Source organism: Mycobacterium sp. E1747 (assembly GCF_001667775.1).
Taxonomy (GTDB): domain Bacteria; phylum Actinomycetota; class Actinomycetes; order Mycobacteriales; family Mycobacteriaceae; genus Mycobacterium.
The window spans coordinates 1-25,405 of sequence record NZ_LZJI01000034.1 but is presented as its reverse complement, the minus strand read 5'-3'; the positions used below and the strand labels follow the sequence as shown (position 1 = coordinate 25,405).

The 25,405-nt window shown below is 66.2% G+C and carries 22 protein-coding genes and 2 pseudogenes; 11 read left to right on the top strand and 13 right to left on the bottom strand.

The window, feature by feature from the left end; all coding sequences use genetic code 11:
* A partial coding sequence (locus tag A5695_RS02595; protein WP_068077741.1) for a sensor domain-containing protein occupies positions 1 to 651 on the top strand: 651 nt, incomplete at its 5' end.
* 224 nt (positions 652 to 875) lie between these two features.
* Complete coding sequence (locus A5695_RS02590) at positions 876 to 1,604, top strand: sensor domain-containing protein (protein WP_197515336.1); 729 nt, start codon at positions 876 to 878, stop codon at positions 1,602 to 1,604.
* Between the two features lie 149 nt (positions 1,605 to 1,753).
* Here A5695_RS02590 and A5695_RS02585 read toward each other — a convergent pair whose 3' ends face one another.
* Together A5695_RS02585 and A5695_RS02580 are read right to left on the bottom strand one after the other, a co-directional pair.
* Positions 1,754 to 3,790 (bottom strand): glycoside hydrolase family 15 protein, encoded by a 2,037-nt coding sequence (locus A5695_RS02585; RefSeq protein ID WP_068077736.1) that lies wholly within the window; start codon positions 3,788 to 3,790, stop codon positions 1,754 to 1,756.
* A 65-nt stretch (positions 3,791 to 3,855) separates the two neighbouring features.
* Entirely contained in the window at positions 3,856 to 5,091 is a 1,236-nt protein-coding gene (locus A5695_RS02580) for an FAD-dependent oxidoreductase (RefSeq protein ID WP_068077734.1), read from the bottom strand.
* A 54-nt stretch (positions 5,092 to 5,145) separates the two neighbouring features.
* On the opposite strand from A5695_RS02580, the gene A5695_RS02575 reads away from it, so the two are divergent.
* From A5695_RS02575 to A5695_RS02555, 5 genes and pseudogenes are all read left to right on the top strand, one after another.
* Complete coding sequence (locus A5695_RS02575; protein WP_066952819.1) at positions 5,146 to 5,340, top strand: hypothetical protein; 195 nt, start codon at positions 5,146 to 5,148, stop codon at positions 5,338 to 5,340.
* 310 nt (positions 5,341 to 5,650) lie between these two features.
* Complete coding sequence (locus A5695_RS02570) at positions 5,651 to 6,682, top strand: sulfate ABC transporter substrate-binding protein (protein WP_068077732.1); 1,032 nt, start codon at positions 5,651 to 5,653, stop codon at positions 6,680 to 6,682.
* A gap of 93 nt (positions 6,683 to 6,775) precedes the next feature.
* Positions 6,776 to 7,566, top strand: a pseudogene (gene cysT / locus A5695_RS02565) (sulfate ABC transporter permease subunit CysT); the annotation flags it as partial.
* Positions 7,563 to 8,375, top strand: coding sequence for a sulfate ABC transporter permease subunit CysW (gene cysW, locus A5695_RS02560; protein ID WP_068077729.1), 813 nt, complete (start codon positions 7,563 to 7,565; stop codon positions 8,373 to 8,375). The pseudogene cysT and the gene cysW, both read left to right, overlap by 4 nt.
* 21 nt (positions 8,376 to 8,396) lie before the next feature.
* On the top strand, positions 8,397 to 9,485 hold the full coding sequence (locus A5695_RS02555) for a sulfate/molybdate ABC transporter ATP-binding protein (RefSeq protein WP_068077728.1): 1,089 nt from the start codon (positions 8,397 to 8,399) through the stop codon (positions 9,483 to 9,485).
* A gap of 13 nt (positions 9,486 to 9,498) precedes the next feature.
* Here the strand turns inward: A5695_RS02555 and A5695_RS02550 are convergent, their stop codons facing one another.
* The 3 genes from A5695_RS02550 to A5695_RS30155 all read right to left on the bottom strand — a co-directional run bounded on the left by A5695_RS02550 (position 9,499) and on the right by A5695_RS30155 (position 12,071).
* A complete protein-coding gene (locus tag A5695_RS02550) occupies positions 9,499 to 10,242 on the bottom strand; it encodes a phosphoadenylyl-sulfate reductase (protein WP_068077725.1) in 744 nt (247 codons plus the stop codon).
* Positions 10,239 to 11,906, bottom strand: a complete 1,668-nt coding sequence (locus A5695_RS02545; RefSeq protein WP_068077724.1) for a nitrite/sulfite reductase — start codon at positions 11,904 to 11,906, stop codon at positions 10,239 to 10,241. Before A5695_RS02545 ends, A5695_RS02550 begins: the two co-directional genes overlap by 4 nt.
* A 108-nt stretch (positions 11,907 to 12,014) precedes the next feature.
* Positions 12,015 to 12,071 (bottom strand): Ms4527A family Cys-rich leader peptide, encoded by a 57-nt coding sequence (locus A5695_RS30155; protein ID WP_368072687.1) that lies wholly within the window; start codon positions 12,069 to 12,071, stop codon positions 12,015 to 12,017.
* Between the two features lie 222 nt (positions 12,072 to 12,293).
* Between A5695_RS30155 and hemW the strand changes: the two genes are divergently transcribed.
* Positions 12,294 to 13,466: a radical SAM family heme chaperone HemW gene (gene hemW, locus A5695_RS02540; protein ID WP_068077722.1), complete on the top strand. Its 1,173-nt coding sequence runs from the start codon at positions 12,294 to 12,296 to the stop codon at positions 13,464 to 13,466.
* Between the two features lie 3 nt (positions 13,467 to 13,469).
* On the opposite strand, the gene A5695_RS02535 is transcribed toward hemW, so the two are convergent.
* From A5695_RS02535 to A5695_RS02525, 3 genes are all read right to left on the bottom strand, one after another.
* Complete coding sequence (locus A5695_RS02535; RefSeq protein WP_068077720.1) at positions 13,470 to 14,684, bottom strand: sodium-dependent bicarbonate transport family permease; 1,215 nt, start codon at positions 14,682 to 14,684, stop codon at positions 13,470 to 13,472.
* 223 nt (positions 14,685 to 14,907) lie between these two features.
* Complete coding sequence (locus tag A5695_RS02530; protein ID WP_068077718.1) at positions 14,908 to 16,143, bottom strand: sodium-dependent bicarbonate transport family permease; 1,236 nt, start codon at positions 16,141 to 16,143, stop codon at positions 14,908 to 14,910.
* 290 nt (positions 16,144 to 16,433) lie between these two features.
* Positions 16,434 to 16,646, bottom strand: coding sequence for a hypothetical protein (locus A5695_RS02525; RefSeq protein WP_068077716.1), 213 nt, complete (start codon positions 16,644 to 16,646; stop codon positions 16,434 to 16,436).
* Positions 16,647 to 17,019: 373 nt separating this feature from the next.
* On the opposite strand from A5695_RS02525, the gene A5695_RS02520 reads away from it, so the two are divergent.
* From A5695_RS02520 to A5695_RS28885, 3 genes are all read left to right on the top strand, one after another.
* Positions 17,020 to 18,372, top strand: a complete 1,353-nt coding sequence (locus tag A5695_RS02520; protein WP_068077715.1) for a salicylate synthase — start codon at positions 17,020 to 17,022, stop codon at positions 18,370 to 18,372.
* A 154-nt stretch (positions 18,373 to 18,526) separates the two neighbouring features.
* The gene (locus tag A5695_RS02515) at positions 18,527 to 19,543 is read left to right on the top strand and encodes an acyl-ACP desaturase (RefSeq protein WP_068077714.1); all 1,017 of its coding nucleotides are present in this window, start codon (positions 18,527 to 18,529) and stop codon (positions 19,541 to 19,543) included.
* A gap of 141 nt (positions 19,544 to 19,684) precedes the next feature.
* Positions 19,685 to 19,873 (top strand): hypothetical protein, encoded by a 189-nt coding sequence (locus tag A5695_RS28885; RefSeq protein ID WP_068077713.1) that lies wholly within the window; start codon positions 19,685 to 19,687, stop codon positions 19,871 to 19,873.
* 27 nt (positions 19,874 to 19,900) lie between these two features.
* Here the strand turns inward: A5695_RS28885 and A5695_RS27120 are convergent.
* The 5 genes and pseudogenes from A5695_RS27120 to A5695_RS02490 form a co-directional block, all read right to left on the bottom strand.
* Positions 19,901 to 20,046: pseudogene (locus A5695_RS27120) on the bottom strand (MerR family transcriptional regulator); the annotation flags it as partial.
* Between the two features lie 22 nt (positions 20,047 to 20,068).
* Positions 20,069 to 21,310: a hypothetical protein gene (locus A5695_RS02505; RefSeq protein ID WP_068077711.1), complete on the bottom strand. Its 1,242-nt coding sequence runs from the start codon at positions 21,308 to 21,310 to the stop codon at positions 20,069 to 20,071.
* Complete coding sequence (locus A5695_RS02500; protein WP_068077743.1) at positions 21,304 to 22,635, bottom strand: hypothetical protein; 1,332 nt, start codon at positions 22,633 to 22,635, stop codon at positions 21,304 to 21,306. Before A5695_RS02500 ends, A5695_RS02505 begins: the two co-directional genes overlap by 7 nt.
* A gap of 110 nt (positions 22,636 to 22,745) precedes the next feature.
* On the bottom strand, positions 22,746 to 24,128 hold the full coding sequence (locus A5695_RS02495) for a condensation domain-containing protein (RefSeq protein ID WP_068077709.1): 1,383 nt from the start codon (positions 24,126 to 24,128) through the stop codon (positions 22,746 to 22,748).
* 642 nt (positions 24,129 to 24,770) lie between these two features.
* Positions 24,771 to 25,405: AMP-binding protein (locus tag A5695_RS02490; protein WP_156749427.1), on the bottom strand; the 635-nt coding region annotated here is incomplete at its 5' end.

Sequence of the window (25,405 nt, the reverse complement as noted above, 5' to 3'; positions counted from 1 at the left end):
AAGGTACTCCTCGACGACGCCGAGCTGTCGAAGCTGCTCGGCCAGTCCTTTGGAAGCAAGAACGAACTCCCGGGCCGGTTCGGCGGTCCCGAGGTGTTGCCGCCGGCCTTCGGCGCGGTCTCACCCGCCAATTGCGTCGGTGTCACCTCGATGATGGTCAAGGACGCCTACCGATCCGCCGACGTCAAGAATGCGGCCCGGGAGACGTGGTGGAACCAGCGCGGGCCGGCGAAGGTGATCAGTGTGGCCGAGGGCGTGGTCGCGCTGTCCAGCGCCGCCGGGGCCGCCGCGCTGTTCCAACAGTTCGCACAGCAATGGCGCGACTGTGAAGGCACGACTGTGACCATCGGGCGCCCCAGCATCATCACCGACCGCCCCGCGATCGTCTTATCGGACACCATCTCCGAGGTAAGGGTCTCCGAATCCGTTCTAGCTGCGACCATTTCGATCGACACCCAATTGCCTGGCATACCGTCGAGCGGGCCCAGGCCCGAGGCGCGCGCCATCGGCGTGCGGGGGAACTGCCTCGTCGAAGTCGAAGTGGCGTTCTTCAATTCGACACGCTCGTCGGAAAACGGGTCCGGCGATGTGCACCGCAGCGCGATCGACATCGCGCACGCGATGATGGACAAGGTCAGCGGGCTGAGCTGACCGGCACCTGCCACAAACCTGGGACTTCACTGGGGTTGAGCTGTGCGCGCGCGTTGGCGACGGCCTTGTAGCGCCGTCAAGCCTAAACTCGGGCGGAGTGGGAGGTAGCCGAGAAGCGCATGGGAAGTAGTTGCCGCACCGAAGCGCCCCCTTCTGCGTTCGTCGTCACGAAGTCGGGTAAACGCCACGATCGGCGACGACGTTGGGCCGCAGCGCTTTTGGTCGTGCTGCTTTCGGCGACGGGCTGTTCCATCACGGTCGGCGGCGCGGCGCGGCCACCGGCGAACCGCACGCACCGATTCCTCGACGGGCAAACCCTCCAGCGGGTGCTCCTCGGCAAGAGCGCGCTATCCCGGATCGTCAGGCAGCCCATGGAGCTCGACCCGGGCTTCCCACCGCTTGCCGGGGGACCCGAGATACTGGGCGGTGGACGGTCGGGGCGGTCCGAAAACTGCCTCGGGGTGGCCGTGATGATGCAGGCGGGCGCCTACCGGTCCGCGAACGTCAGAGCCGTTGCATTCACGACGTGGCGGCCTACTGCCGCGTCCGGCGCTGCGGTGACCCGGGTGCAAGAGGCCGCCATCAGCCTGCCCACCGCCCACGAGGCGTACGCCCTCTTCTCGACGATCTCTACGCAGTGGCAAGAATGCGATGGGAAGGCGGTCCCCATCTCCGGCGGCAGTCTGCCGCTGGAGGTAAAAGTCAGTCACGTGGAAAGCGCGATTTCCGTTGTCACGGCGACCATTTCGACGCAATGGAAGATGCCCGCGTCGTTTTCACCGCCATCGCTTCCCGCCGAGCATGCCGTCGGGGTGCGAGACAATTGCCTCATCGAAGTCGAGGTCGATTTCCTCGACACGTCGAGCGCATCGCAAGAAGGGCCGGGCGACACGAACGCCAGGGCGCTCGACATCGCGCAGGTCATGCGAGACAAAGTGAGCGCACTGAGCTGAGTCGGGCCGCGCTCGCGATCGCGCTCGCGAGCGCCGCGCCTACATCGGCGCCCCGCTTCGCCCGGCCTGACGGCCGCGGTCGCGAGCGCCGTGCTGATGGCGGCGACCCGCTTCGCCCGGCCTGACGGCCGCGCTCGCGAGCGCCGTGCCTACATCGGCGCGTTGGCGGGCTGGAACATCCCGGAGCCGTCGGACTCCTCCTCGGCGCGGATCACGTGCACCACCGCGTTGATCAGCGCCAGGTGGGTGAACGCCTGCGGGAAATTGCCCAGGTGCCGGCCGGTGCGGGGCTCGATCTCCTCGGCGTAGAGGTGCAGCGGACTGGCGTAAGACAGCAGCCGCTCGCACAGCCGCTTCGCCCGCGCCACCTCGCCGATCTCCACCAGCGCCGATACCAGCCAGAACGAGCAGATCGTGAACGTGCCTTCTTCGCCGGACAGCCCATCGTCGGTCTCCTCGACCCGGTAGCGCAGCACCAGGCCTTCCGAGGTGAGTTCGTTGGCGATGGCCAGCACCGTATTGCGCACCCGCGGATCGTCGGGCGGCAGGAACCGGGTCAGCACCACCAGCAGCAACGAGGCGTCCAGCGCGTCGCTGCCGTAGCGCTGGGTGAACACCCCGCGGGCATCCACGCCGTGCTCCAGGATGTCCTCCTTGATCTCCTCCGCGATCGCCCGCCACTGCTGCGCATAGCTCTTCTCGCCCTGCCGCTCGGCCAGCTTCGCCCCGCGGTCGAGCGCGACCCAGCACATCACCTTCGACGAGGTGAAGTGCTGCGGCTCGCCGCGCACCTCCCAGATGCCCCGGTCGGGTTCGCGCCAGTGCTTGATGGCCTCTTCCACCTGCTTCTTGAGTACCGGCCACAGGGTCTCGGGGACCTGCTCGCGGGACTTGGCGTGCAGGTAGAAGGAGTCGAGGATGGAACCCCAGATGTCGTGCTGAACCTGGTCATAGGCGCCGTTGCCGATGCGCACCGGGCGCGCATGGTCATAACCGGACAGGTGGTGGAGTTCCTCCTCCACCAGGCTGCGTTCGCCGCCCACGCCGTACATCACCTGCAGCGGGTGCCGCTCGTTGCTGTTGGCGCCGGAGACATCGGCGATGAACGCGAAGAAGTCGTCGGCCTCGCGGTCCAGTCCGAGCGTGTAAAGACCCCACAGTGCGAATGTGGAGTCGCGCACCCACGCGTAGCGGTAGTCCCAATTGCGTTCGCCATGAGGCGTTTCCGGAAGCGACGTGGTGCTGGCCGCCAGCAGCGCCCCGGTGGGCGAGTACGTCAACCCCTTCAGCGTGAGCGCGCTGCGCTGCAAATACGCCCGCCACGGGTGGTCGGGGAAGTTGCCGATGTTGATCCATTGCCGCCAGCATTCGGTGGTCTGCCACATCTTGTCGGCGGCCTCTTCGTAGGTCTGCGGCGCCGGGTGCTTGGTCCAGCTCAAGGCGACGAACACGTCGTCGCCTTCTTTCATCCGGGTGCGCGCCCGCGCTTCGCGGCCCTCCAGCCCGATCCGTAGGTTGCTGGTGAGCCGCAGCGTCGGGTGGGCGTCGGGCTGCTTGGTCGCCCGGGCCACCGCCTCGCCGTACGCGTTGGCCGAGTATTCCCAGGTGGCGCCGACGCGGTGGTAGTCGAATGCGGGCTCGCAGCTCATCATCAGCTCGACGGTGCCGCTGACGCAGCGCACCGTGCGCAGCAGGATGTGCTCGGCGTCCCAGTCCATCGGGGTGCGGCGGTGCGTTCTCGACCGGCGCTCGATGTCGTGCCAGGGCCCCATCACCAGCGCGTCGCGCACGATCAGCCACCCGGTGTGGGTTTGCCAGGTGGTCTCCATGATCAGGCTGCCGGGCAGGTAGCGACGGGCCGAGGGCACCGAGACGCCGTACGGGCCGAGCCGGAAATGGCCGGCGCTGCGGTCCAGGATCGCGCCGAACACGCTGGGGGAGTCCGGCCGGGGCACGCACAGCCATTCGACGGACCCGGCGGGGGAGATCAGGCACGTCGTCTCCCAGTCCGACAGGAACGCGTAGTCGGCGATCGGCGGAAACGGGTTCCGCAGTGCCCCGCTGGAGGCTATGGGCGCCGGCGCGCTGAAGTCGATGGGTGACGGCAGGGCCGCCGGGGCCGCGTCAAATGCCTCCTCGGGCATGGCGTCGGCGGGCTGGTCGTCGGGCTGGGCGTGCAGGACCATCCCGACATCATCATCTGTCGAGCGGTCCCCCGTCCATTCTTTAGCCGACGTGGCGGCACTCTTTGTCAACCGCGGCGCCGGGCGAACCTCGGGGCGTGCTCGGGCAGCGGGCCGATGGCGACGAGGTAGCCGACCAGCCGCCGCAGGGGTATGGATCGGCCCACCAGCCGCACGACCTGTGGCGCGCGGGCCTCGTTGCGGGCCACCGCCGCGGCGATCACGTTGGCATGGATGCCCCGTTGGGCGGCCTGGAGCAGCGCGGTGGGAAGCCAGCGGCGCGCCTGCACCCGGGCCAGCCGCCAGGTGGGCACCCGTCCCGCGCGCAGCGCGCCGGCCAGGATGCGGGCGGCGGCCACCGCGTCGGCCACCGCGAGATTGATGCCGACCCCGCCGACCGGCGACATCGCGTGTGCGGCATCCCCGATGAGCAGGACGCCGTCGGCATACCAGCGGTGAAGCCGATTCAGTTGCACGTCAAGAAGTTTCACGTCGTCGAACGACGTCAGCGTCTGCACACGGTCGCCCAGCCAGGGCACCATGGCGACCAGCGCCTGGTGCAGCGCCTCAATGCCCTCGGACCGCAGCTGGGTGTCGGTTCCCTTCGGGATGATGTAGGCGATCTGGTAGTAGTCGCCGCGGTCGATCACGATGACCGCATGCCCGGCCCGCAGCACCCCGCCCAGCCCCCGCGGATCGCCGGGGTGGCGGGGCAGCCGGAACCACCACACGTCCATGGGCGCCCCGAAGCTCTGCGGTTCGAGGCCGACCACCGAACGCACCGTGGAGGAGCGGCCGTCGCAGGCCACGGTCAGCTCGGCGCGCATGGTCCTGGCCTCGCCGCCCCGCTCGCGATAGGTGACCCCGACGACGCGGTTCCCGTCCCGGATCACGCCGGTCACCTCGGTGCTGCGCAGCAGCCGGAAGGTCGGCTCGGCCTCGGCGGCGGTGGCCACCAATTCCAAGAAGTCCCACTGCGGCACCAGGGCGATGTGCTTGTGCGCGCCGGGCAGGCGGGTGAGGTCGAGGGCCACCGGTTCGTTCTGTATCTCCATGTGCACGGTGTCGATGAGGCGATGCGGTATCTGCGCGAACCGGGAGCCCAAACCCAGTTCGTCGAGCAGCCGCAACGTGCTCGCGTGCACGGTGTCGCCGCGGAAGTCACGCAGGAAGTCGGCGTGTTTTTCCATCACCGTGACCTCAACACCGGCCCGGGCCAACAGCAGGCCCAGCACCATGCCCGCCGGGCCGCCCCCGGCGATCAGGCAGGCCGTCGTCTCCGGCGTGGGCGGCGGGGCGGACATGCGCCGATCTTGGCACATTGGAATTCCGCTGCAGGGCCGAATAGGGTGAGCCGCGTGACCGCGTTCCTGAATTGGTGGGACGGCAACGAGCTGTGGCTTTCCGGGCTCGCTTTCGTGCTCCAGGCCATGGTGGTGATGCCGGTCGTGTTGGTGGTGGCCGCGGTTACGGCGGGGCTGCTCGATGGCCTGCTCGGCAAGAGCATCGCCCTGATGCGCCGCGCTCGCCACGCCGGTGAGGCGCCCGGGTAACCCGCATGCCTCGGTCACACGTGACACTGATTCTGGTCGCGCTCGTGGTGCTGGTGATCGTCGCGTGGTGGCTGACGCACTGAGCGCAGGCTCGGCCCCTCGAGCTGTGGCGGGCCTGCCGATTCCTGTTAGGCTTCCCGCCATGCATGTGACATGTGGTGTGGAGCGCCATGTCTTCGTGCACTGTTGTCGCTGACTGCCAAACCCGTGTGCGGTCTGGTATGGGATTCGTGAGGTCTCCCTCCGTTTAAAGGCGCCTTTCCGCAGCAACGGGACCATCGTCCGCAAGTCCCCGTACTGGAAGGCCCGAATGCCCAACCACATCGCAAGCCGTTGGCGACCGGTGATCATCTTCGCCGTCGTCGTGGCCGTCACCGCGGGATGTAGTGGTGGGCCCAGTGACGTCGTGGGCGGGAGCGGCCCCAACAACGCGCACACGAGTATCACCCTCGTCGCCTATTCGGTCCCAGAACCCGGTTGGAGCAAGGTGATTCCCGCGTTCAATGCCGCCGAGGAGGGCAAGGGCGTCCAGGTGATCACGTCCTACGGCGCCTCCGGCGACCAATCCCGCGGCGTCGTCGACGGCAAGCCCGCGGACGTCGTGAACTTCTCGGTCGAGCCGGACATCGCCCGGTTGGTGAAGGCGGGCAAGGTCTCCAAGGACTGGAATTCCGACGCCACCAAGGGAATTCCGTTCGGATCGGTGGTGACGCTGGTGGTGCGCAAAGGCAATCCGAAGAACATCAGGGACTGGGATGACCTGCTGCGGCCAGGGGTTGAGGTCATCACACCCAGTCCGCTGAGCTCGGGATCGGCCAAGTGGAACCTGCTGGCGCCGTACGCGGTCAAGAGCGAGGGCGGCAGCAACGCCCAGGCCGGGGTCGAGTTCATCAGCAAGTTGGTGCATGAACACGTCAAGCTGCGCCCCGGTTCGGGAAGGGAGGCCACCGATGTTTTCGTCCAGGGCAGCGGGGACGTGTTGATCAGTTACGAGAATGAGGCGATCGCCACCGAACGCGCGGGTAAGCCGGTCGAGCACGTCAACCCGCCGCAGACGTTCAAGATCGAGAACCCGGTGGCCGTGGTGACCACCAGTCCCCATCTGGACGCCGCGGTCGCGTTCAAGAACTTCCAATACACGGCGGCCGCGCAGAAGGTATGGGCACAGGCCGGTTTTCGGCCCGTCGATCCGGCCGTCGCCGCCGAATTCCGTGACCAGTTCCCGGCACCGGCGAAACTGTGGACGATCGCCGACCTCGGCGGCTGGACGCCGGTCGATCCGGAGCTGTTCGACAAGAGCACCGGCAGCATCACCAAGATCTACACGCAGGCCACCGGATGACGGCTGCCATCACGCCCGACCCGGGGGCGATCAGGCCCGAGCTCGGCCAGCCCGCCGGTGCTGCCGGACCTTCGCCGACGAAGGCCCGGCGCGGCCGCGGCACCACGTCGCTGCGGGTCGGTGTGGCTACGCTGTGGCTGTCGGTGATCGTGCTGCTGCCGCTGGCCGCGATTGCCTGGCAGGCCGCCGGCGGCGGCTGGCACGCCTTCTGGTTGGCGGTCACCTCCAACGCGGCATTGGAGTCGTTCCGGGTGACGCTGACCATTTCCGCCGGGGTGACGTTGGCCAACCTGGTGTTCGGCCTGGTGATCGCCTGGGTGCTGGTGCGCGACGACTTCGTCGGCAAGCGGCTCATCGACGCGATCATCGATCTGCCGTTCGCGTTGCCCACCATCGTCGCCAGCCTGGTGATGCTGGCGCTCTACGGCAACAACAGCCCGGTGGGGCTACACCTGCAACACACGGCGTGGGGCGTGGCGGTTGCGCTGGCCTTCGTCACGCTGCCGTTCGTCGTGCGGGCGGTGCAGCCGGTGCTGCTGGAAATCGATCGTGAAACCGAGGAGGCGGCAGCATCGCTGGGTGCCAGCGGCCCAAAGATTTTCACCTCGGTGCTGTTGCCTTCGTTGACCCCGTCGTTGTTGTCCGGTGCGGGGCTGGCGTTCTCGCGTGCGATCGGCGAGTTCGGTTCGGTGGTGCTGATCGGTGGCGCGGTGCCGGGCAAGACGGAGGTGTCCTCGCAATGGATACGGACACTGATCGAGAACGACGACCGCACCGGCGCCGCCGCCATCTCCATCGTGTTGCTGTCCATCTCGTTCGTGGTGCTGTTCATTTTGCGGATCGTGGGCGGCCGCGCGGCCAAGCGTGAGGAGTTGGCCCCGTGACGTCATCGCGCAGGGTTCGCTACCTGATCCGGTTCGTGGCGCTGGCATACATTTTCGTGTTGCTCGTCGTCCCGGTGGCCCTGATCCTATGGCGGACTTTCCGGCCGGGCTTCGGCCAGTTCTTCGACTGGGTCAGCACGCCCGCGGCGATCTCGGCGCTGAACCTGACGTTGCTGGTCGTCGCCATCGTGGTGCCACTGAACGTGGTGTTCGGCATCCCGACCGCTTTAGTCTTGGCGCGCAACCGGTTTCGCGGTAAGGGCGTGTTGCAGGCCGTCATCGACCTGCCATTCGCGGTTTCGCCCGTGATCGTAGGCGTCGCCCTGATTCTGTTGTGGGGGTCGGCCGGCGCGTTCGGGTTCGTCGAGAAGGACCTCGGGTTCAAGATCATCTTCGGGCTGCCCGGCATCGTGCTGGCCAGCATCTTCGTCACCCTGCCGTTCGTGGTGCGCGAGGTGGAGCCGGTGCTGCACGAATTGGGTACCGACCAGGAAGAGGCGGCCGCGACCCTGGGATCCGGCTGGTGGCAGACCTTTTGGCGAATCACCCTGCCATCCATCCGGTGGGGTTTGACCTACGGCATCGTATTGACCGTCGCCCGCACCCTCGGCGAATACGGCGCCGTCATCATCGTGTCCTCGAACCTGCCGGGCAAGTCCCAGACGCTGACGTTGCTGGTCTCGGATCGGTATAACCGCGGGGCCGAATACGGCGCCTACGCGCTGTCGACGTTGTTGATGGGCGTTGCGGTGCTGGTGCTGATTTTCCAGGTGGTTTTGGACCTTCGCCGGGCACGGGCGGAGCGATAGGCTCGACATGGAGACGCGCAGATGACCGACAAAGACAACCGGGACCACGCCATCATCGTGCGGAACGCCCACAAGCGCTACGGCGACTTCGTGGCGCTGGACAACGTCGACTTCGTCGTGCCGTCCGGCTCGTTGACGGCACTGTTGGGACCCAGCGGCTCGGGCAAGTCGACCCTGCTGCGCGCCATCGCCGGGCTCGACCAACCGGACAGCGGGACGATCACGATCAACGGCCACGACGTCACGCGGATCCCGCCCCAGCGACGAGGCATCGGGTTCGTGTTCCAGCACTATGCGGCGTTCAAGCACTTGACCGTTCGCGACAACGTGGCGTACGGACTGAAGATCCGCAAGCGGCCCAAGGCCGAGGTCAAGGCAAAGGTCGACAATCTCCTGGAAGTGGTCGGGTTGAGCGGCTTTCAGAACCGCTATCCCAATCAGCTGTCCGGCGGTCAGCGACAGCGGATGGCGCTGGCGCGGGCGCTGGCGGTCGACCCCCAGGTGCTGCTGCTCGACGAGCCGTTCGGTGCGCTGGACGCCAAGGTGCGGGAGGACCTGCGCGCGTGGCTGCGTCGCCTGCATGACGAGGTGCACGTCACCACGGTCCTGGTCACCCACGACCAGGCGGAGGCGCTTGACGTCGCCGACCGGATCGCCGTGCTCAACCGCGGGCGTATCGAGCAGGTGGGGTCACCGACCGAGGTCTACGACGCCCCGGCGACAGCCTTCGTCATGTCGTTCCTCGGGGCGGTGTCCACCTTGAACGGCAATCTGGTTCGCCCCCATGACATCCGCGTGGGGCGCAACCCGGAAATGGCCATCGCGGGCGGCGACGGCACCGCCGAGTCGATCGGGGTGGTGCGCGCCACGGTCGATCGCGTGGTCGTGCTGGGGTTCGAGGTGCGAGTGGAATTGACCAGCGCCGCCACCGGGGGACCCTTCACCGCCCAGATCACCCGAGGCGACGCCGAGGCCCTGGCCCTCCGCGAGGGCGACACCGTCTACGTGCGTGCCACGCGGATGCCGTCCCTTCCCGCTGAGGACGCCGCCGACAGCGACAGCCCAACCGGCGGAGCAGGGGAGAATCAAACCACGCTGACGTCGGCGTGAGCCAGGGCTGCGGTCAGGAGGCGTGCAGCCCGCACTCGGTCTTGGACAGCCCCTGCCACCGACCGCTGCGCGGGTCGGCCCCAGCGAGCGGCTTGGCCGTGCAGGGAGCGCAGCCGATCGACGGATATCCGTCGTAGACAAGCGGATTGACCAGCACGCCGTGCTCGTCGATGTAGTTCTGCATGTCGTCGTCGGTCCACGTCGCCAGGGGATTGATCTTCACCAGCTTGAAGCCCTCGTCGAAACCGATCACCGGAGCGTTGGCACGCGTCGCCGCTTCACTCCTCCGTAATCCGGTCACCCAGGCGGAGTATCCACTCAGAGCCCTGCGCAGCGGCACGACCTTACGAAGCCGGCAGCACTCGCCGGGATCCCGCGAGAACAGGTTCTTACCCAGCAGCTGGTCCTGCTCGGCCACCGTCTGCTCGGGGGTGATGTTGAGCACATGGATGTCGTAGACCGACTCCACCGCGTCTCGCGTTCCGATGGTTTCGGCGAAGTGGTAACCGGTGTCGAGGAAGACCACCGGGACGCCGGGACGGACCTTCGAGGCCAGGTCGATCAACACGGCCTCCTGCATGCTCGAGGTCAGCACGTAGTTGCAGGTGGCCCAGCCGCGGGGCCCGTTGACCCCGCCGAAGGTCTCATCCGTCCAGCGCAACACCTCGATGGCGCTGGCACCCTGAAGCTCCGCTGCGCCGCGCGCCGCCAGTTCCCGCAGTTCCGCTTCTGTCCGTTTCGTTGGCTGCCCACTCATCGTAAATCGTCCTCATCCGCCCGAATCGCCCACTGCGCGAACCGTTCTCCCGCACTGCGTTGTTTGATGAAGTTGCGTACCACCCGGTCGATGTAGTCGCCCAGCTCGTCGCTGGTCACCTTGTGCTGGCGCAGCTTGCGCCCGAACCCGCTGTCCAGCCCGAGGCTGCCGCCCAGGTGCACCTGAAAGCCCTCGACCGAGCCCCCCTGGCCGTCGTCCACCATTTGGCCCTTGAAACCGATATCGGCCACTTGAATTCGGGCGCACGAGTTCGGACAACCGTTGATGTTGACCGTGATCGGCACGTCGAGCGAAGAGTTGATGTCCTCGAGCCGGCGCTCCAGCTCGGGCACCAACACCTGCGCCTTGCCGCGGGTCTCGGCGAACGACAGCTTGCAGTACTCGATCCCCGTGCACGCCATCAGGTTCCGGCGCCAGTGGGAGGGTTTGGTCTGCAGCCCGAGCGCCTCCAGCCCGGCGAGCACGTCGTCGAGCTTGTCGTCGGCGATGTCGAGGATGACCAGCTTCTGGTACGGGGTGAACCGGATCCGGTCCGAGCCGGCCTTGTCCATCAGGTCGGCCACCGAGGAGAGGATGGACCCCGAGACCCGTCCCGCGATCGGCGCCGCGCCGACGGCATTCAGCCCGTTCTTGAGCCGCTGCACCCCGATGTGATCGATGGGATGCTCGAGCGGTTCGGGGGCCGGGCCTTCGATCAGCGGCCGTTTGAGGTATTCCGTCTCGAGAATTTCACGGAACTTGTCTATGCCCCAGTCCTTGATCAGGAACTTCAGCCTGGCCTTCGACCGCAACCGCCGGTAGCCGTAGTCGCGGAATATCGAGGTCACGGCCTGCCATACCTCGGGCACCTCGTCCAGAGGCACCCAGGCGCCGACCCGCTGGGCCAGCATCGGGTTGGTGGACAGGCCACCGCCGACCCACAGGTCCAGGCCAGGCCCGTGCTCGGGATGGTTGACCCCGATGAAGGCGATGTCGTTGATCTCGTGCGCGACGTCCTGCAGACCGGAGATCGCGGTCTTGTACTTGCGCGGCAGGTCGGCGAAGTCCGGCTTGCCGATGTAGCGGCGCACGATCTCGTCGATCGCCCAGGTCGGGTCGAGCACCTCGTCGAGCGACTCGCCGGCCAGCGGCGAGCCCAGGATGACGCGGGGGCAGTCACCGCACGCCTCGGCGGTCTGCAGGCCCACCTCGGCGAGCCGCCGCCAGATCTCGGGGACGCTTTCGACCTTGATCCAGTGCATCTGCACGTTCTGCCGGTCGGAGATGTCGGCGGTGTCGCGGCCGAACTCCGTCGAGATCTGCCCGACCGTGCGTAACGCCGCCGCCGACAGGGCGCCACCGTCGCAGCGCACCCGCAACATGAAGTACTTGGCTTCCAGCAGATCGGCGTTCTCATCACCGGTGAAGGTGCCGTCATAGCCCTGTTCGCGCTGGGTGTAGAGCCCCCACCAGCGGAAGCGGCCGCGCAGATCACTCTTGTCGATGCTGTCGAAGCCGGCCTTGGCGTAGACGTTCTCGATGCGTTCGCGCACCGCGAGCGGGGCGCCGGCCTGCTTCATCTCTTCGTTGGGGTTGAGCGGTTCCCGATCTCCCAGCGCCCACTGGCCCTCGTTACGAGGTTTGGCGGGGCGGGCTGTGGTCATCTCGGAAGTCTCCTTCGAACATCGCAGGCATGAAAGCGCAGCTCACCGGTGGTATCGGCGGCGCAGATCCGATGCCAGCTGGACGTACAGGCGGGCGGGTCTACGACATCAAGGGAGACAGCAACAGCTGCAAACACGCTTGAGATCAATGTGCCGCCGCGCCACGAGCGCAATGCGAAGGCTGGGCTGAGCGACGGTCACGCCACCATTGTGCCATGCCCGTCGGCCGGCCGGGTAACCAGGTCAAATATCGGCTCACGGTGAGCGGAATTCCCGATTAAGCTGGCCGCGCGGGTAAAAAAACCCAGGAAATCTCGGAGGGCCGCCGGACGCGGTGACCCCAAGCGACCCCGCGGCCGGTTGTCGCGCACCGTGGGATCATTTGGCATGGCACTTCGCGAGGAAGCCGTCGAGCTGCCCGACCTGCGGCCCGTCCCCGGGCGGCCGTTCGGGATCTACATCCACGTCCCGTTCTGCATAACTCGTTGCGGCTATTGCGATTTCAACACATACACCCCGGCCGAGTTGGGTGGTGTGAACCCCGACGCCTGGCTGGCGGCGCTGCGGACGGAGTTGAAGCTGGCGGCCGAGCGGCTTTCCGGCCCGGCGGTGAACACGGTGTTCGTCGGCGGCGGAACGCCGTCACTGCTGGGTGGCGCCCGCGTGGCGGCGGTGCTGGACATGGTGCGCGAGCATTTCGCGCTGGCGCCCGACGCCGAGATCACCACCGAGGCCAACCCGGAGTCGGCATGGCCGGACTTTTTCGACGCCATCCGCGCGGCCGGCTACACGCGGGTCTCGCTCGGCATGCAGTCGGTGTCACCGCGAGTGCTGGGGGTTCTGGACCGCATTCACACGCCGAATCGATCGGCGGCCGCCGCCCGCGAAGCGCTGGACGCCGGCTTCGAACACGTCAGCCTCGACCTGATCTATGGAACGCCGGGGGAATCCGACGACGATCTACTGCGCTCGGTCGACACCGCGATCGGCACCGGCGTCGATCACGTGTCCGCCTACGCCCTGGTCGTCGAGGAAGGCACCGCGCTGGCCCGACGGGTCCGGCGTGGCGAGCTCGCGGCCCCCGACGACGACGTGTTGGCGCACCGCTACGAGCTGGTCGACGCCCGGCTCTCCGAAGCCGGAATGTCTTGGTACGAGGTGTCCAATTGGGCACGGCACGGCGGCGAATGCCGACACAACCTCGGCTACTGGGACGGTGGCCAGTGGTGGGGCGCCGGGCCGGGAGCCCATGGTTACGTCGGCGCCACGCGGTGGTGGAATGTCAAGCACCCCAACGCCTACTCGGAAAGGCTAGCCGCCGGCGTACTGCCGGTTAGCGGATCCGAGCGCCTCGACGCCGACGCCCTGCACACCGAAGATGTGCTTTTGAAAACCCGTCTGCGGCAGGGGCTTCCGCGTGACGTGCTGAGCTCCGCGGAAGGGGAGCGCGCCGAAGGCGCTGTCGCCGACGGCTTGCTGGTGCCCGATGCCGACCGGTTCATCCTCACGCCGCGCGGCCGGCTGTTGGCCGACGCGGTGGTGCGTACCGTGTTGGGGTAGTGCTCAGCTGCTTGGAAACCAATGCGCGACTGCGCGATTGATCTCGATGTACAGCGGGATCCCGATGGTGACGGTGTAGGAGAAGGTCAGACCGAGCGCGGCCGCCACCGGTAGGGTCGGGCTCGCCTCTGGGATTCCCAGCCGCTGCACCGCGGGCAGGGTGATGTAGGACGCCGCACTGCACAGCACCGCGAACAGGACGTAGGTGCCCGGCTGGAAGTGCGTGTCCGTCAGGTTGGCGTAGGCGTAGGCGGCCAGGATCCCCAGTATCGCAAACAGGTTGGGCGCCAATAGGCCGAAGGCGATGAACCCGCCGCCGGCCAACTTCAGATCCCGCAGCTTGCGCGACGCCGTCATGCCCATCTCGAGCAGGAACAGGCAGAGCACGCCCTGAAACGCTGCAACGAAAAGCTCGTTCTGGTCGTGCACCACCTTCTGGCCCTGCAGCGCGCTGACGAAGCCGATGGTGATGCCGCCGACGAGGAGGATGAGCCCGGGGTTGAGGAACACTTCCTGCAATATCGCGCGCGAGAACAGCGGCGCCTTTTCGCGCTGCGGGGCGTTCGGGTACCACGCATGCTCCTGCTTTTCCAGCGAGAGCTCCAGCTCCTCTTCGATTCCGCGCTCGCCCTGGTCGTCAACGCCCTCGGCCTGGGCGGCCGCGCCGGGACCGACCCTCGCGGGGGCCGTGTAACCCTGCTCGTCCGGCATGTACCCGGCGTCGTCCATCCCGCGGTGTCGCAGCCTGGCCACCAGGTAGAGGGCCACCAGGCAGCCTGGAATCTCCATGAACGCCAGCAGAACCGGCATGTAGGCGTCGAACGCGATCTTCACGCTGGTCAGCACAGCCACGCAGGTGGCGAAGGCGCCCGCCGAAGCCCCCCCGTAGTAGCCGGCGACCGTCGCCCTGTCGACGCGTCGCAGCCGCGTCAGATACCTCAGTAGGAGGTAGGTGAGCACACCGATCACAAAATTCAACGCCAGGCCCAGTGCGACGAATCCGGCGATGTTGTCGATGTCAGCGGGTTTCACCTTGGCCAGTTCTTCGCCCCCCTGCCAGCCGACGGCCACCAGCAGGTACATCGTCAATCCCTGGTAGATCACGTACGGGAATTCGAACCGCACCTTCAAGATCGGGATGAGGAACCCGAAGTAGAAGAACAGCAGGAGGGGCTTGAACAGATTGTGGATGAAGTTCTGCCACATCTCGTAAACCATGGGCGCCTCCTGGCGACGCAGTTCGGCCCAACGGGTGGCAGCAAGCGACTCGCGGCGTCCCCGAACTTAGTGGAAACCCGCGGGCTTGAGCGAGTCGACCCAACCCGTCTTTACGAACAATTAACAACCGGACGTTCAGAGCTGGCGCGACTGGTCAAACGAACTGTCGCGCATCGTTATTCGCCGGTCCCGGTGGGCCCGGCGGTCGAGCGGTGGAACGAAACTAGAACCAGTGGGCGATCAGCCGGTTGACCTCGATGTACAGCGGGATCCCGATGGTGACGTTGTAGGAGAACGTCAAACCGAGCGACGCGGCAAGCGGCAGGGTGGGACTGGCCTCTGGGATCGCCAGTCGCTGGACCGCCGGAACGGCGATGTAAGACGCCGCGCCGCAGAGCACCGCGAAAAGTACGTAGGTGCCCGGCTTGAAATCAGCGTGGGTGAGCGACGAGTAGATGTGAGCGACCAAAATGCCAAGCGGGGCAAAGATATTCGGCGCCAACAGACCGAAGAAAATGAACCCGAGTCCGGCGGTGCGCAGGTCCTTCAATTTCCGGGAGGCTGTCATTCCCATCTCGAGCAAGAACAGGCACAACACGCCCTGAAACGCCAGGACGAAGAACTTGTCGTCGTCGGCGACCACCTTTTGCCCCTGCAACCCACTGACCAGGCCGATGATGATGCCCCCCATGAGCAGGACCAGCCCCGGGTTGAGGAACACCTCCTGGAACAGCTCCCGCGAGAAGATCGGCACTCGCTTGCCCGTCGGGCGGGGCGGGCTGTGGTCGGGCTCCCAATCCGGGTGGTCGAGCTTTTCCAGGGAAAACTGCAGCTCCTCTTCGATGCCGCGCTCGTGCTCGGCCTCGAGGCTCTGGCCGTGCGGCGGCTTGGCCGCGGTGCCGGGTCCGACCGAAACCCTCACCGGCGCCGTGTAGCCCGGTTCGTCGACCATGTTTCCCGCCGCGTCCATGCCGCGGTGGCGCAGCCGCGCCACCAGGTACAGGGCCACCAGACAGCCGGGAATCTCCATGACCGCCAACATGACCGGCATGTACGCGTTGAAGGAAATGCCGACGGCCGTCAGCACGGCCACGCAGGTGGCGAACGTTCCCGCCGAGTCTGACCCGTAGTAGCCGGCGACGGTCGCTCGGTCGACTCGTCGAAGGGAGGTCAGCCAATTCAGCAACAGGTAGGCGATGCCGCCGATCAGGAAGTTCAGCACGAAGCCCAACACCATGAAGCCCACGATCATCCCGATGCTGCCCGCGCTGATCTTGGCGAGCTCTTCGCCCCCGTGCCAGCCGATGGCCAGCAGCAGATACATGGTCAGCCCCTGATAGATCACGTAGGGGAATTCGAATCGCACCTTCAGGATCGGGATGAGGAAGCCGAAGTAGAAAAACAGCAAGAGCGGCTTGAATAGGTTGTGGGTGAAGTTCTGCCAAAACTCTTGCAGCATTTGATGCCTCCCTCGATGAGTGCGGTGATCAGGGAAAGCACCGTCCGCAAGCGGAGCCACCACGAACATCCCGACGACCGTGGAAAACCTATCCCCGGGGATGTCAAACCGCCACTCGAATGCAAAGCATGAAGTACGGGCGTGTTGAATCAATGTCGGCGCGCGGGCGCGGGCCAAAACTGCAGGTCACGGGCTTGCTGCCGACCGCCTCGCGGGTACGCGGCGCTGACGCGACGGTCGTGGATTTGGTGGGAATGTGCTGTGCATTTGCTGTGTGGTGGGCTCAGGAATCAGCGGGCCGACGAAATAACGGACGGCCTGACCCCCAAGCCCTTTTTCCGGTGCGTCACCGACGACCATGCCATCGGCGAGTAATAAGTGGTGATTTCCTCGAGGCCGTCGACCCGGGAGACCGTCAGCACACCGGTCTCTTGGTTGATTTCGAGCCCGTCGCTGTCACTGCCCTGAATCTCTTCGCCGTTCGCCAGCCGGATCACGAACATGGCGTCGCTCTCGAATCACGCACGAGCGTCCTCACCGGAGTTCACCGCCACTCCTCTACTCACGCCGCTACAGCCTGCCGGACCGCCGCATCCATTAAATCTCCCGGCCAGTGGGTTCGCACGGTCTCGGCCCGAGTTCAGGAAAGGCCTCGTCGGTCTGGGCGCGCAGGGTTTCGCCGGTGCGGGCCCGTTGCGCGCCTGCTACCTGCGGCAACTGGCAGGAGCCGGGGCGGGGTGGGTTCGATTTGGGCCACGGGCGGGAGGGGCCGAAGCCTTAACTCCACGAAGGTTCTAGCAGGATCGGCCGGATTTGCCGGGCCGCCGCGGGGATCGGTTGCGTGTTCTTACATAGGTTAGGCTACATTTACTAACCGTGACCGAGGTCAGCGTTCAGACGAGTTCCGCCGGCACCACGTCATCGCCGATTCCGCTTCCCCCGCACGTCCACCCGGCCGACCTCGCCGCCGAGCTGGCCACGCGGTTGCCGGAACACGCCGGTGAGGAGTACCTGGTCTACGAGCGTGGCGGGCAGTGGGTGCTGGCCAGCGGTGTGCGCGCGATGATCGAGCTCGACAGCGACGAGATACGGGTGATTCGGGACGGCGTGACTCAGCGCCAACAGTGGACCGGGCGGCCCGGACCGGTCCTGGGCGAAGCGACCGATCGGCTGTTGCTGGAGACGGATCAGCTCTTTGGCTGGATCGCGTTCGAGTTCGGGCTCTACCGGTACGGGCTGCAGCAACGGCTGGCCCCCAAAACCCCGTTGGCCCGCGTGTTCTGGCCGCGCACCCGCATCGTGGTGACGAGGGGACAGGTCGAGTTCGAGGGAGCGACCGCGGCAGATCGCGACACGGTTCTCGCCTTGTTGGGCGACGACCTGCCCGAGGTCCGCCAGGCGCGCCCCGTCGACATGATCGCCGACCAATCCAACTATCGCGGTCGGGTGGCATCGGCGGTCGGCGAGATCGCAGAGGGCCGATACAACAAGGTGATCCTGTCCCGTTGTCTGGAAGTGCCTTTCCCCCTGGACTTCCCGTCCACTTACCGGCTGGGCCGTCGCCACAACACCCCGGTGCGGTCGTTCTTGTTGCGCCTGGGCGGAATTCGCGCCGTCGGTTACAGCCCCGAACTTGTCGCGGCGGTCCATGATGACGGCATCGTGGTGACCGAGCCGCTGGCGGGCACCCGCGCGCTGGGTCGCGGCGTGGCGCGCGACCGGCAGGCCCGCGACGATCTGGAATCCAACTCCAAAGAGATTGTGGAGCACGCGATCTCCGTTCGCAGCTCGCTGCAGGAGATGACCGAGATCGCCGAGCCCGGCAGTGCGGTAGTCACGGACTTCATGACGGTGCGCGAGCGCGGCAGCGTGCAGCACCTCGGCTCAACGGTCAGCGGGCGGCTGGGTCGGTCGAATGACCGGATGGATGCGCTCGAAGCGCTTTTCCCGGCGGTCACCGCGTCGGGTATCCCGAAGGCGGACGGTGTCGAAGCGATCCTGCGCCTCGACGAGAGCCCGCGCGGGCTGTATTCCGGAGCGGTCGTGATGTTTTCGGCCGACGGCGGGCTGGATGCGGCGCTGACGCTGCGCGCGGCGTACGAACGCGACGGCAAAACCTGGTTGCGCGCGGGGGCGGGCATCATCGAAGCGTCCACTCCCGAGCGCGAATTCGAAGAGACCTGCGAAAAGCTGTCCACACTCGCGCCCTATCTGGTTGCGCGGCAGTAGCCGGTCCGGTCCGCGCGATCCGCTGTGAGCGGCGTCCCTCGGCGTAGGGACCTTTGGCCCTAGATGGTCGAGTTTCCCGCGTGTCATCTTTGTGTAACCGAATGACACAGATACATTGCGCGTTACTTGACGGCACACATAACTGGAGGGTTTCGTGTCCAAGGACTTGACTAACCTGCAGCTACTCCACGAACTCGAGCCGGTGGTCGAGGGCCTGCTCAACCGCCACCTCTCGATGTTCAAGGAGTGGAATCCCCACGACTACGTCCCGTGGTCGGACGGCAAGAACTTCTACGCCCTCGACGGTCAGGACTGGGAGCCCGGGCAGAGCCGGCTCCCCGACGTCGCCCAGGTGGCGATGGTGCAAAACCTCCTGACCGAGGACAACTTGCCGTCTTATCACCGCGAGATCGCGATGAACTTCAGCATGGATGGCCCGTGGGGGCAGTGGGTGAACAGGTGGACGGCCGAGGAGGCCCGGCACAGCACGGCGCTGCGCGACTACCTGGTTGTCACTCGCGCCGTCGACCCGGTGGCGCTGGAGCAGTTACGGCTCGAGCAAATGACCCGGGGCTTCAGCCCGGGGCAGAACCAGCAGGGTGACATGTTTGCCGAGAGCCTGTTCGACTCGGTCATGTACGTCTCGTTTCAGGAGCTGGCCACCCGCGTCTCCCACCGCAACACCGGCAAGGCCTCGCAAGAGCCCATCGCCGAGCAGTTGATGGCCCGCGTTTCGCACGACGAGAACCTGCACATGATCTTCTACCGGGACGTCAGCGCGGCGGGTCTGGACATCGCCCCAAACCAGGCGATGAAGTCGGTGCACAAGATCTTGCGCAATTTCAAGATGCCCGGATTCACGGTGCCGGAATTCCGGCGCAAGGCGGTGATCATCGCCGTCGGCGGCGTCTATGACCCGCGCATCCACCTCGACGAGGTGGTGATGCCGGTGCTCAGGAAGTGGCGCATCTTCGAACGCGAGGACTTCACCGGTGAGGCCGCGCGGATGCGCGACGATCTCGCCGTGCTGGTCAAAGAGCTCGAGCAGGCCTCCGACAAGTTCGACGAATCCAAGCAGCGCTATCTCGAGCGGGAGGCCCGCAAGACCGAAAGAATCACGGCCAGCAAGGTGCTTCAAACCGAAGGGACGCTGACTCTGAGCGGCCACTGACCGCGCCACGCTGGTCCGGGCGACCTGGGTGGCCACCCCTCCGAGAGCGTTATGGCTGAGTGCTGACCTCCCGGAGAGTTTGAACCCAGCTGGGCGGGGAATTCCTGTATCCCCCGCATATTGCGAAGATCAGGAAGTCCCATGCTTAGCACACGTATCGACCGCTTCAAGGAAGAGTGGTTTCTGGTTCTGGGCAAGCTGGCCGCCGTGTCAACACCCCAGCTGGGCATCATCTACGGCTTTGCCAATCGCCACGAGGCGCGGGAGCCCGTGAGCCAGGCCGTGCCCCCGGCGGGGCAACTCGCTCACCGGCCCAGACTGATCGCGTAGCGGCCCGGCGTACGTCGTTCTGGGCTTCTCGGCGATCTCGGCATCTACCGGCAGGGGTCCGGTCCACCCGGGCTGATGCGGTCCAGCACATGCTCAGCGCCGGTACGCACCAGCCTGGCGCTGATCGTGTCGATCTCGGGCCCGATCTGCTCGGGTAATTCGACGAGCTTCTCCATTCGACGCCGTAGCGGTCGGTTACAGCATCCGCGGCCCGCCGAAGCCCGGAACCGTGCCCACCGGGATCAGCGCGAGCGTGACGGCGAGAAGAATAAAGGAACGCAGCGCTTTTCGCGTGGGCGCGTGCTCGATTTCGGGCCTACCCGCCGCGAAGAGGATGAACACCACGCCGACATCGAACGTCACGATCGTCAGCCAGCGGGTCCAGTCATAGCCGGTCAGGAAAACCGGACAGATCAACAGCAGCCCGCCGGCAGCCCACGTCATCCGGCCCCGCAGCGCCTCGACAAACGTGCCGACCGGAACCCCCGATATGGTGCTGAGTCCCCACATCGTCAGCGCCAGGGCACCGGCGCCGAATATCAGAGAGACCGTGAGACCGAGCGTGCCGATGTGGCCGACGGCGCGGACGGCATCGGCGATTCCGTTGTCGTAATTCGGCATCACGTTGCGGCACACCCAGTCGTGATAGTCGGTTCGGATGGGTTGGCCGTCAACAACATAGTGCAGCAGGGTGGTCGGCGACGTGACCGTGGCAAACGGGTTGGGCATCATGTGATGGGGAACCGACGCACATAGTTGAGCCGCGATGTCGTGCCGGCCGAACACCGCCACGGCAGCCGTCGTGCAGACTCCCGGCGTCACCGCCATGATGGCGCCCGGGGCCCGACCGTTTCCCAGCGCACCGCCCAGGGCGATGACCGCCAGGACGGCCCCCAGCGCAAACTGCAGGCCGATCGCCTCGTGCACCAGCGTCAACGCCGCGATCGCGGCACCGTATGCCCCGCACCATGCCATCGCGATCTTGCGGGAACGCGTCAACACCATCGCAGAAGCGAACAGAGCCAGGGCCGCCCCGCCGAACAGGTCCGGCCGAGCCGAATACGCGGCAAACGGGACACCGAAGGGCAGCAACGGAATCAGCAGCGCAACCATCAGCGCGCGCTCGGAGCGACGGCGACCGTAAACCACCACGGCCGCAACCGTTGCCAGGCCACCCAGATAGACCGTCGTCGACAGCCACCGCAGACCGAGCGCCGCCGCAAAGTAGTGCCCAGGGAACAAGCGAAGCAGTTCACCGGCGAGGCCGCGGCGCACGAATCCGTGCGTGTAGTCGGCGGCGTAGTACGACATCCAGTACACGTCGAGCGGCACGATCTTGATCGCAAACCACGTCACGGCCAGCGCCCACGCCGCGATGGCGGCGGCGTGCCTATGGTGGTGTGCGCGTCGGTTCGGCTCGACGCCCAGGTTCACCATTCCATCCGGCCTGCGTAGACGGTGGTGGCCGACAGCTGCAGGTCGGCCAGCGCGCTACATGCGACCTCGCGGGCGGCCGCCGCACTGTCGGTCCCGTTTCGGCACGCGATGACGTTGAGAAACCGGCTACCGTTGAAGGTTCCTGTGCTGCAGAACAGTTGGCCATGGTTTTGCTCGATGCGGCGGCGGGTGACGCCCTGCTCGGCCAGCCGGATGCAGACCTCGGCTGCGTCGGCGCCGTCGATGCGGCCGGCGGCGGCGTCCAGGTTGCCCAGGTTGGAGCAGCCGACCGGAAGTTGGCCGCTCGACATGGCAACGCCTTCGGCGCGCCGGACCAGCCACCGTGGCGTGAACGGGATGAGCGGCAAGCCGGCAAGCATCTCGTGAGGGTGCCGTTGCAGCGATGTCAGCATCCTCTTGACATCCGCACGCACGGGGCTCAAGTCGTCGGTCACCGCCACTGCGTCGACGGTCAGCGTGATCGAGGTCAACGCGTTCGCCCGGTCGTCGTCGGGAGCGCGATCGCTGACTGGAAGCACTACCGTCACCGAATTTCCGTGACCGAGCACCCTGCCCATCCGGTGGGCCAGCCGCGCCGCGAACGCGACGAATAGGGTGTTGCTGCTTCCGTTGAGGCCGCGCGCCCGAGCTTCCCATGCCGCGGCGTCGGTTTGCATCGTGACCGATGGCAGCGCCGCCCGCTCGTCGTCGATCGGCAGGTGCGGACCGGGCCGTGGCGGCGTGGGCGGAACCCGCGGACCCGACGACGCTTTGAGCAAAATCGTCAGAGTCGCGATCAGCGCGCGGATGGCCGCCGGCAAGGCGTTAACCGCGTCGGCCAGGTCCTCGACGACGGCGCGCAGCCGGTGCCGCGAATTAGGTTGCGGGTAGCGATGTTTGCGACGCTCTGCGTTGACCGCCTCGGTTATCGCCGCGATGAATCCCAACCCGTCGACCACACAGTGCGATGCCACCAAGGTGACCGCCGCGCCGCCACCGTCAAACGGCAGGACGGCAAGGTGAAACGTTGGGCCGAACTCGGGATCGACGGGCACCTGCGCCCGTTTTTCCACCCATGCCCCAAGCTCCGACCTGGCTCGCCGAGGTTCCAGCGCGACATCGGGTGAGCGGCAGTCGGCCACCCACCGGTGACGCCCGAACGGCAGCGGCGAGCGCTCGATCCGCCGTCCGAGAAGACCGGCAGCGAGGTTGGCCTGGAAGACCCGCAGTTGGTCGACATTGACGGCGCGGTCGTAAACCCAGGTGCATTGCACCGTGCTGCCTTGACCGGTCGCGCGCAGCCGTAAGAAAGCGGCCTGGTCCAGCAGTGCCAACCTCGGCCCCGGAATCCTCCCGTGCTCACGCCGCAACCCTCCAACACGTCCGCGTTGCCGGCTGCCGATGCCGGAACGTCGCGCGGGAGAACGTAAGTCCATCAGGCGCGGGCGTACAACCCGGCGTCGCAGACCCGCGTGAATTCGGCGCGCAACGTCTCGACGTAGCGCTGGATGGACTCGCGGGCGATGTCGGTCCCCGGGTAGGCGACTACCAATTGGGTCCCGGTGTGCATGCGATTGACCCACATGCACACCGTCTCCGACAGCCGGTTGTCGCCCCAGATGCCGGCGCGCAAACCGTCGAAGTAGTCACCGAACGGCAGCTTCCTGATGTCGATGAAGGACAACATCGGGACGGGTCGGTCCGGGACCTCGAACTGGTCGTCGGTCGTCTCGAGCAGGTGGTAGTAGGGCACCGCGCCGAGCGCCGTGTTCGCGTCGAAGGACGCCTGGGCGGCGGTGACCACCTCGTCGAATGACGCACCGGCAGTTGGGATCGCCAACGGGACGAAGCTGGCCAGCCAACCCACCGCGGTGGCGTGGGCGGGGTCCCGGCGGTTGTCGAACGGGGTGAGCCCAAAGTAGGTGGGCGCGCCGGTCAACCGATGCTCGGCCAGGGCGGCGCAGGCGAACACCCCGCCACTGAAGCGGGCTCCGGCGGCGCGACACGCCGCCTCGAATCGCCGGCCCTGCTCGTCATCGATAAGGTCGAACAGGTCGATTGCCCCCGGCGTGTCGGCGGATGCCTCGCCCAGTTCCAGTGGGAACCTGGGTAGCAGCCCATTGTTCGCCGCGAGAAACGCCCGCCAACATTGGATTTCGGGCGAATCGGCATCCAAGCTCGCGGTATAAGCGCGTTGCCGCGCGCTGTACTCCCGGTGGCTAGGTGCGGGTATCGGCGTAACCGGCGACTTCTGCAGCGCGGTGAAGTACGTAGTCTGGATGTCCAGGAAAATCACGCCGGCCGACATGCCGTCGGCGCGCAGGTGATCGACCGCAATGTAGATGGTGAAGCGGTCTTTACCCTGGATGACTCCGAAGGTGAAGCAGTCCCATTGCAGCGGATCGGGCGTATCGAGAATCAGTTTGCGGATCTGCTGTGGGTCCAGTTGCCCGAGGTCCGTTGGTGTCAGCGTGATGCTATCCGGTTCGGCAATAACGTAGCGAACCACCTCGTCATTGTCGCCGAACTCAAATCGGTCATGATATGCGTCGTGGCGCCGCACATGGCTGTTCACGGCATGGGTCATCGCATCGATGTCGCAGACTCCCCGAATCTCCCAGGCTCCGATGCACAGTCGCGGGATATCGCGGCCGCGGCTGACCTGGCGCCGGTAGTACCGGAGATGCTGCGACTGCTGGTAGCTGACCGCCGCCGGATGATATTGCGCTTGGGCCGCCTGCTCGTAGGTGTTAGCGGTGGGAAGCCAAGATACGACGGTGCCCTCGGCTGTCCAGTCGTCAACCGTGCCCAGGAACATGCGCGACCTTTCTCCCGACAGTAGGTCCGGATGACCCTAACGTGACCGTGCGGTGGTTGCCGGGTAAATTTGACCGCCGACGGAATTGCGCGCCGCGAGCCCAGCAGGTGGCCCTGCTGCTAGCTGCGTCGAATGCGGTGAAGTGATTTGGCTCACTCTAGTCCATGTTGACGCCGCGGAGGCCGTCATATCGTCGCGCGGCGCACTCATAGCCGATTCTCCTTGGGCGTGCCGATCGCACGAGAATGAAGAAGACCCGTCCGATCGCCGTCGTCTTGCCGTGCGAGGTAACCGCAATGCGGATCGTTCATTTCGCGCGCACGGCAAACCCGCAACTACTGCCAAAGAGCCTTTTAACTCGACGCCTTGGCCCGATCATCGGCGGATAGCGGGCGCTATCTCGACGATGTCATTCATGCCACCCCCGGACCAGCGAAACGGCGCCGCGATCACCTTAACTCAGGTCCGGTTACGGCGGAATAGTGCCAGTGAGAGAATTTTGGGCGTGACGGAAAATCCGGATGACGAAAAGGGTTGACCGCAGCGCGAAACGGGGCTTGGCGGTGCCGCCGTTGCCTCGCGGTTCGCTCGCACTCTTCTTGTACTGCAACGGGTTTGCATGAATTGCCCCGAGACGCGTCGTTAGCTGTGCGCTTCCCGGGCCGAAATGTCGCTTGCGATAGCCTTTTTGTCTATCTTGCCGATCGGCGTGGTCGGTAGCGCTGTCATCGCGACCAGCACATCGGGCCGGGCATGGGAGGCCACGCCACGCTGGTCGAGATGGGCGTTTAGCTCCGCCAGTGTTACCGCCGGACCGGTGAATACGACTGCCGCGCAGATCTTTTCGCCCAGGTATGAGTCGGGCAGCGGCACCGCTGCCGCGGAGAAGACAGCCGGGTGGCTGAGCAGCTGCTCTTCGAGGTCCGTCGCGGAGATGGTCTCGCCGCCCCGGCAGATCACGTCCTTGACTCGGCCGGTGACCGTCAGGTACCCGTCGGGTCGGATCCGGACCAGGTCACCGCTGCGGAAGAACCCGTCGGGGTCGAAGCAGCGCTCGTTGTCACGCTCGGCGCGGTAATAGCCGTTGAACGTGTACGGCCCGCGCACCAGCAGTTCGCCTTCCTCGCCCGGCGCGACCGGTTCGCCGTCCGCGTCAACCACTCGCAACTCGTCCGCCACGCACAGCGGCCTGCCCTGGGTGTGGTCGACGACGTCGGGCGGATCGTCCGGGCGGGTGTAGTTCAGCAGCCCCTCCGCCATGCCGAACACCTGCTGGA

What these genes read in the sequence shown, in the direction of transcription:
- A5695_RS02555 (WP_068077728.1), top strand. Translation starts at nt 8,397, where the DNA reads ATGACCGACAAAGACAACCGGGACCACGCCATCATCGTGCGGAACGCC.
- A5695_RS02530 (WP_068077718.1), bottom strand. Translation starts at nt 16,143, where the DNA reads ATGCTGCAAGAGTTTTGGCAGAACTTCACCCACAACCTATTCAAGCCG.
- A5695_RS02570 (WP_068077732.1), top strand. Translation starts at nt 5,651, where the DNA reads ATGCCCAACCACATCGCAAGCCGTTGGCGACCGGTGATCATCTTCGCC.
- A5695_RS02535 (WP_068077720.1), bottom strand. Translation starts at nt 14,684, where the DNA reads ATGGTTTACGAGATGTGGCAGAACTTCATCCACAATCTGTTCAAGCCC.
- A5695_RS02495 (WP_068077709.1), bottom strand. Translation starts at nt 24,128, where the DNA reads ATGTTCCTGGGCACGGTTGACGACTGGACAGCCGAGGGCACCGTCGTA.
- A5695_RS02550 (WP_068077725.1), bottom strand. Translation starts at nt 10,242, where the DNA reads ATGAGTGGGCAGCCAACGAAACGGACAGAAGCGGAACTGCGGGAACTG.
- A5695_RS02505 (WP_068077711.1), bottom strand. Translation starts at nt 21,310, where the DNA reads ATGGTGAACCTGGGCGTCGAGCCGAACCGACGCGCACACCACCATAGG.
- A5695_RS02545 (WP_068077724.1), bottom strand. Translation starts at nt 11,906, where the DNA reads ATGACCACAGCCCGCCCCGCCAAACCTCGTAACGAGGGCCAGTGGGCG.
- A5695_RS02525 (WP_068077716.1), bottom strand. Translation starts at nt 16,646, where the DNA reads ATGTTCGTGATCCGGCTGGCGAACGGCGAAGAGATTCAGGGCAGTGAC.
- hemW (WP_068077722.1), top strand. Translation starts at nt 12,294, where the DNA reads ATGGCACTTCGCGAGGAAGCCGTCGAGCTGCCCGACCTGCGGCCCGTC.
- A5695_RS02585 (WP_068077736.1), bottom strand. Translation starts at nt 3,790, where the DNA reads ATGGTCCTGCACGCCCAGCCCGACGACCAGCCCGCCGACGCCATGCCC.
- A5695_RS02580 (WP_068077734.1), bottom strand. Translation starts at nt 5,091, where the DNA reads ATGTCCGCCCCGCCGCCCACGCCGGAGACGACGGCCTGCCTGATCGCC.
- A5695_RS28885 (WP_068077713.1), top strand. Translation starts at nt 19,685, where the DNA reads ATGCTTAGCACACGTATCGACCGCTTCAAGGAAGAGTGGTTTCTGGTT.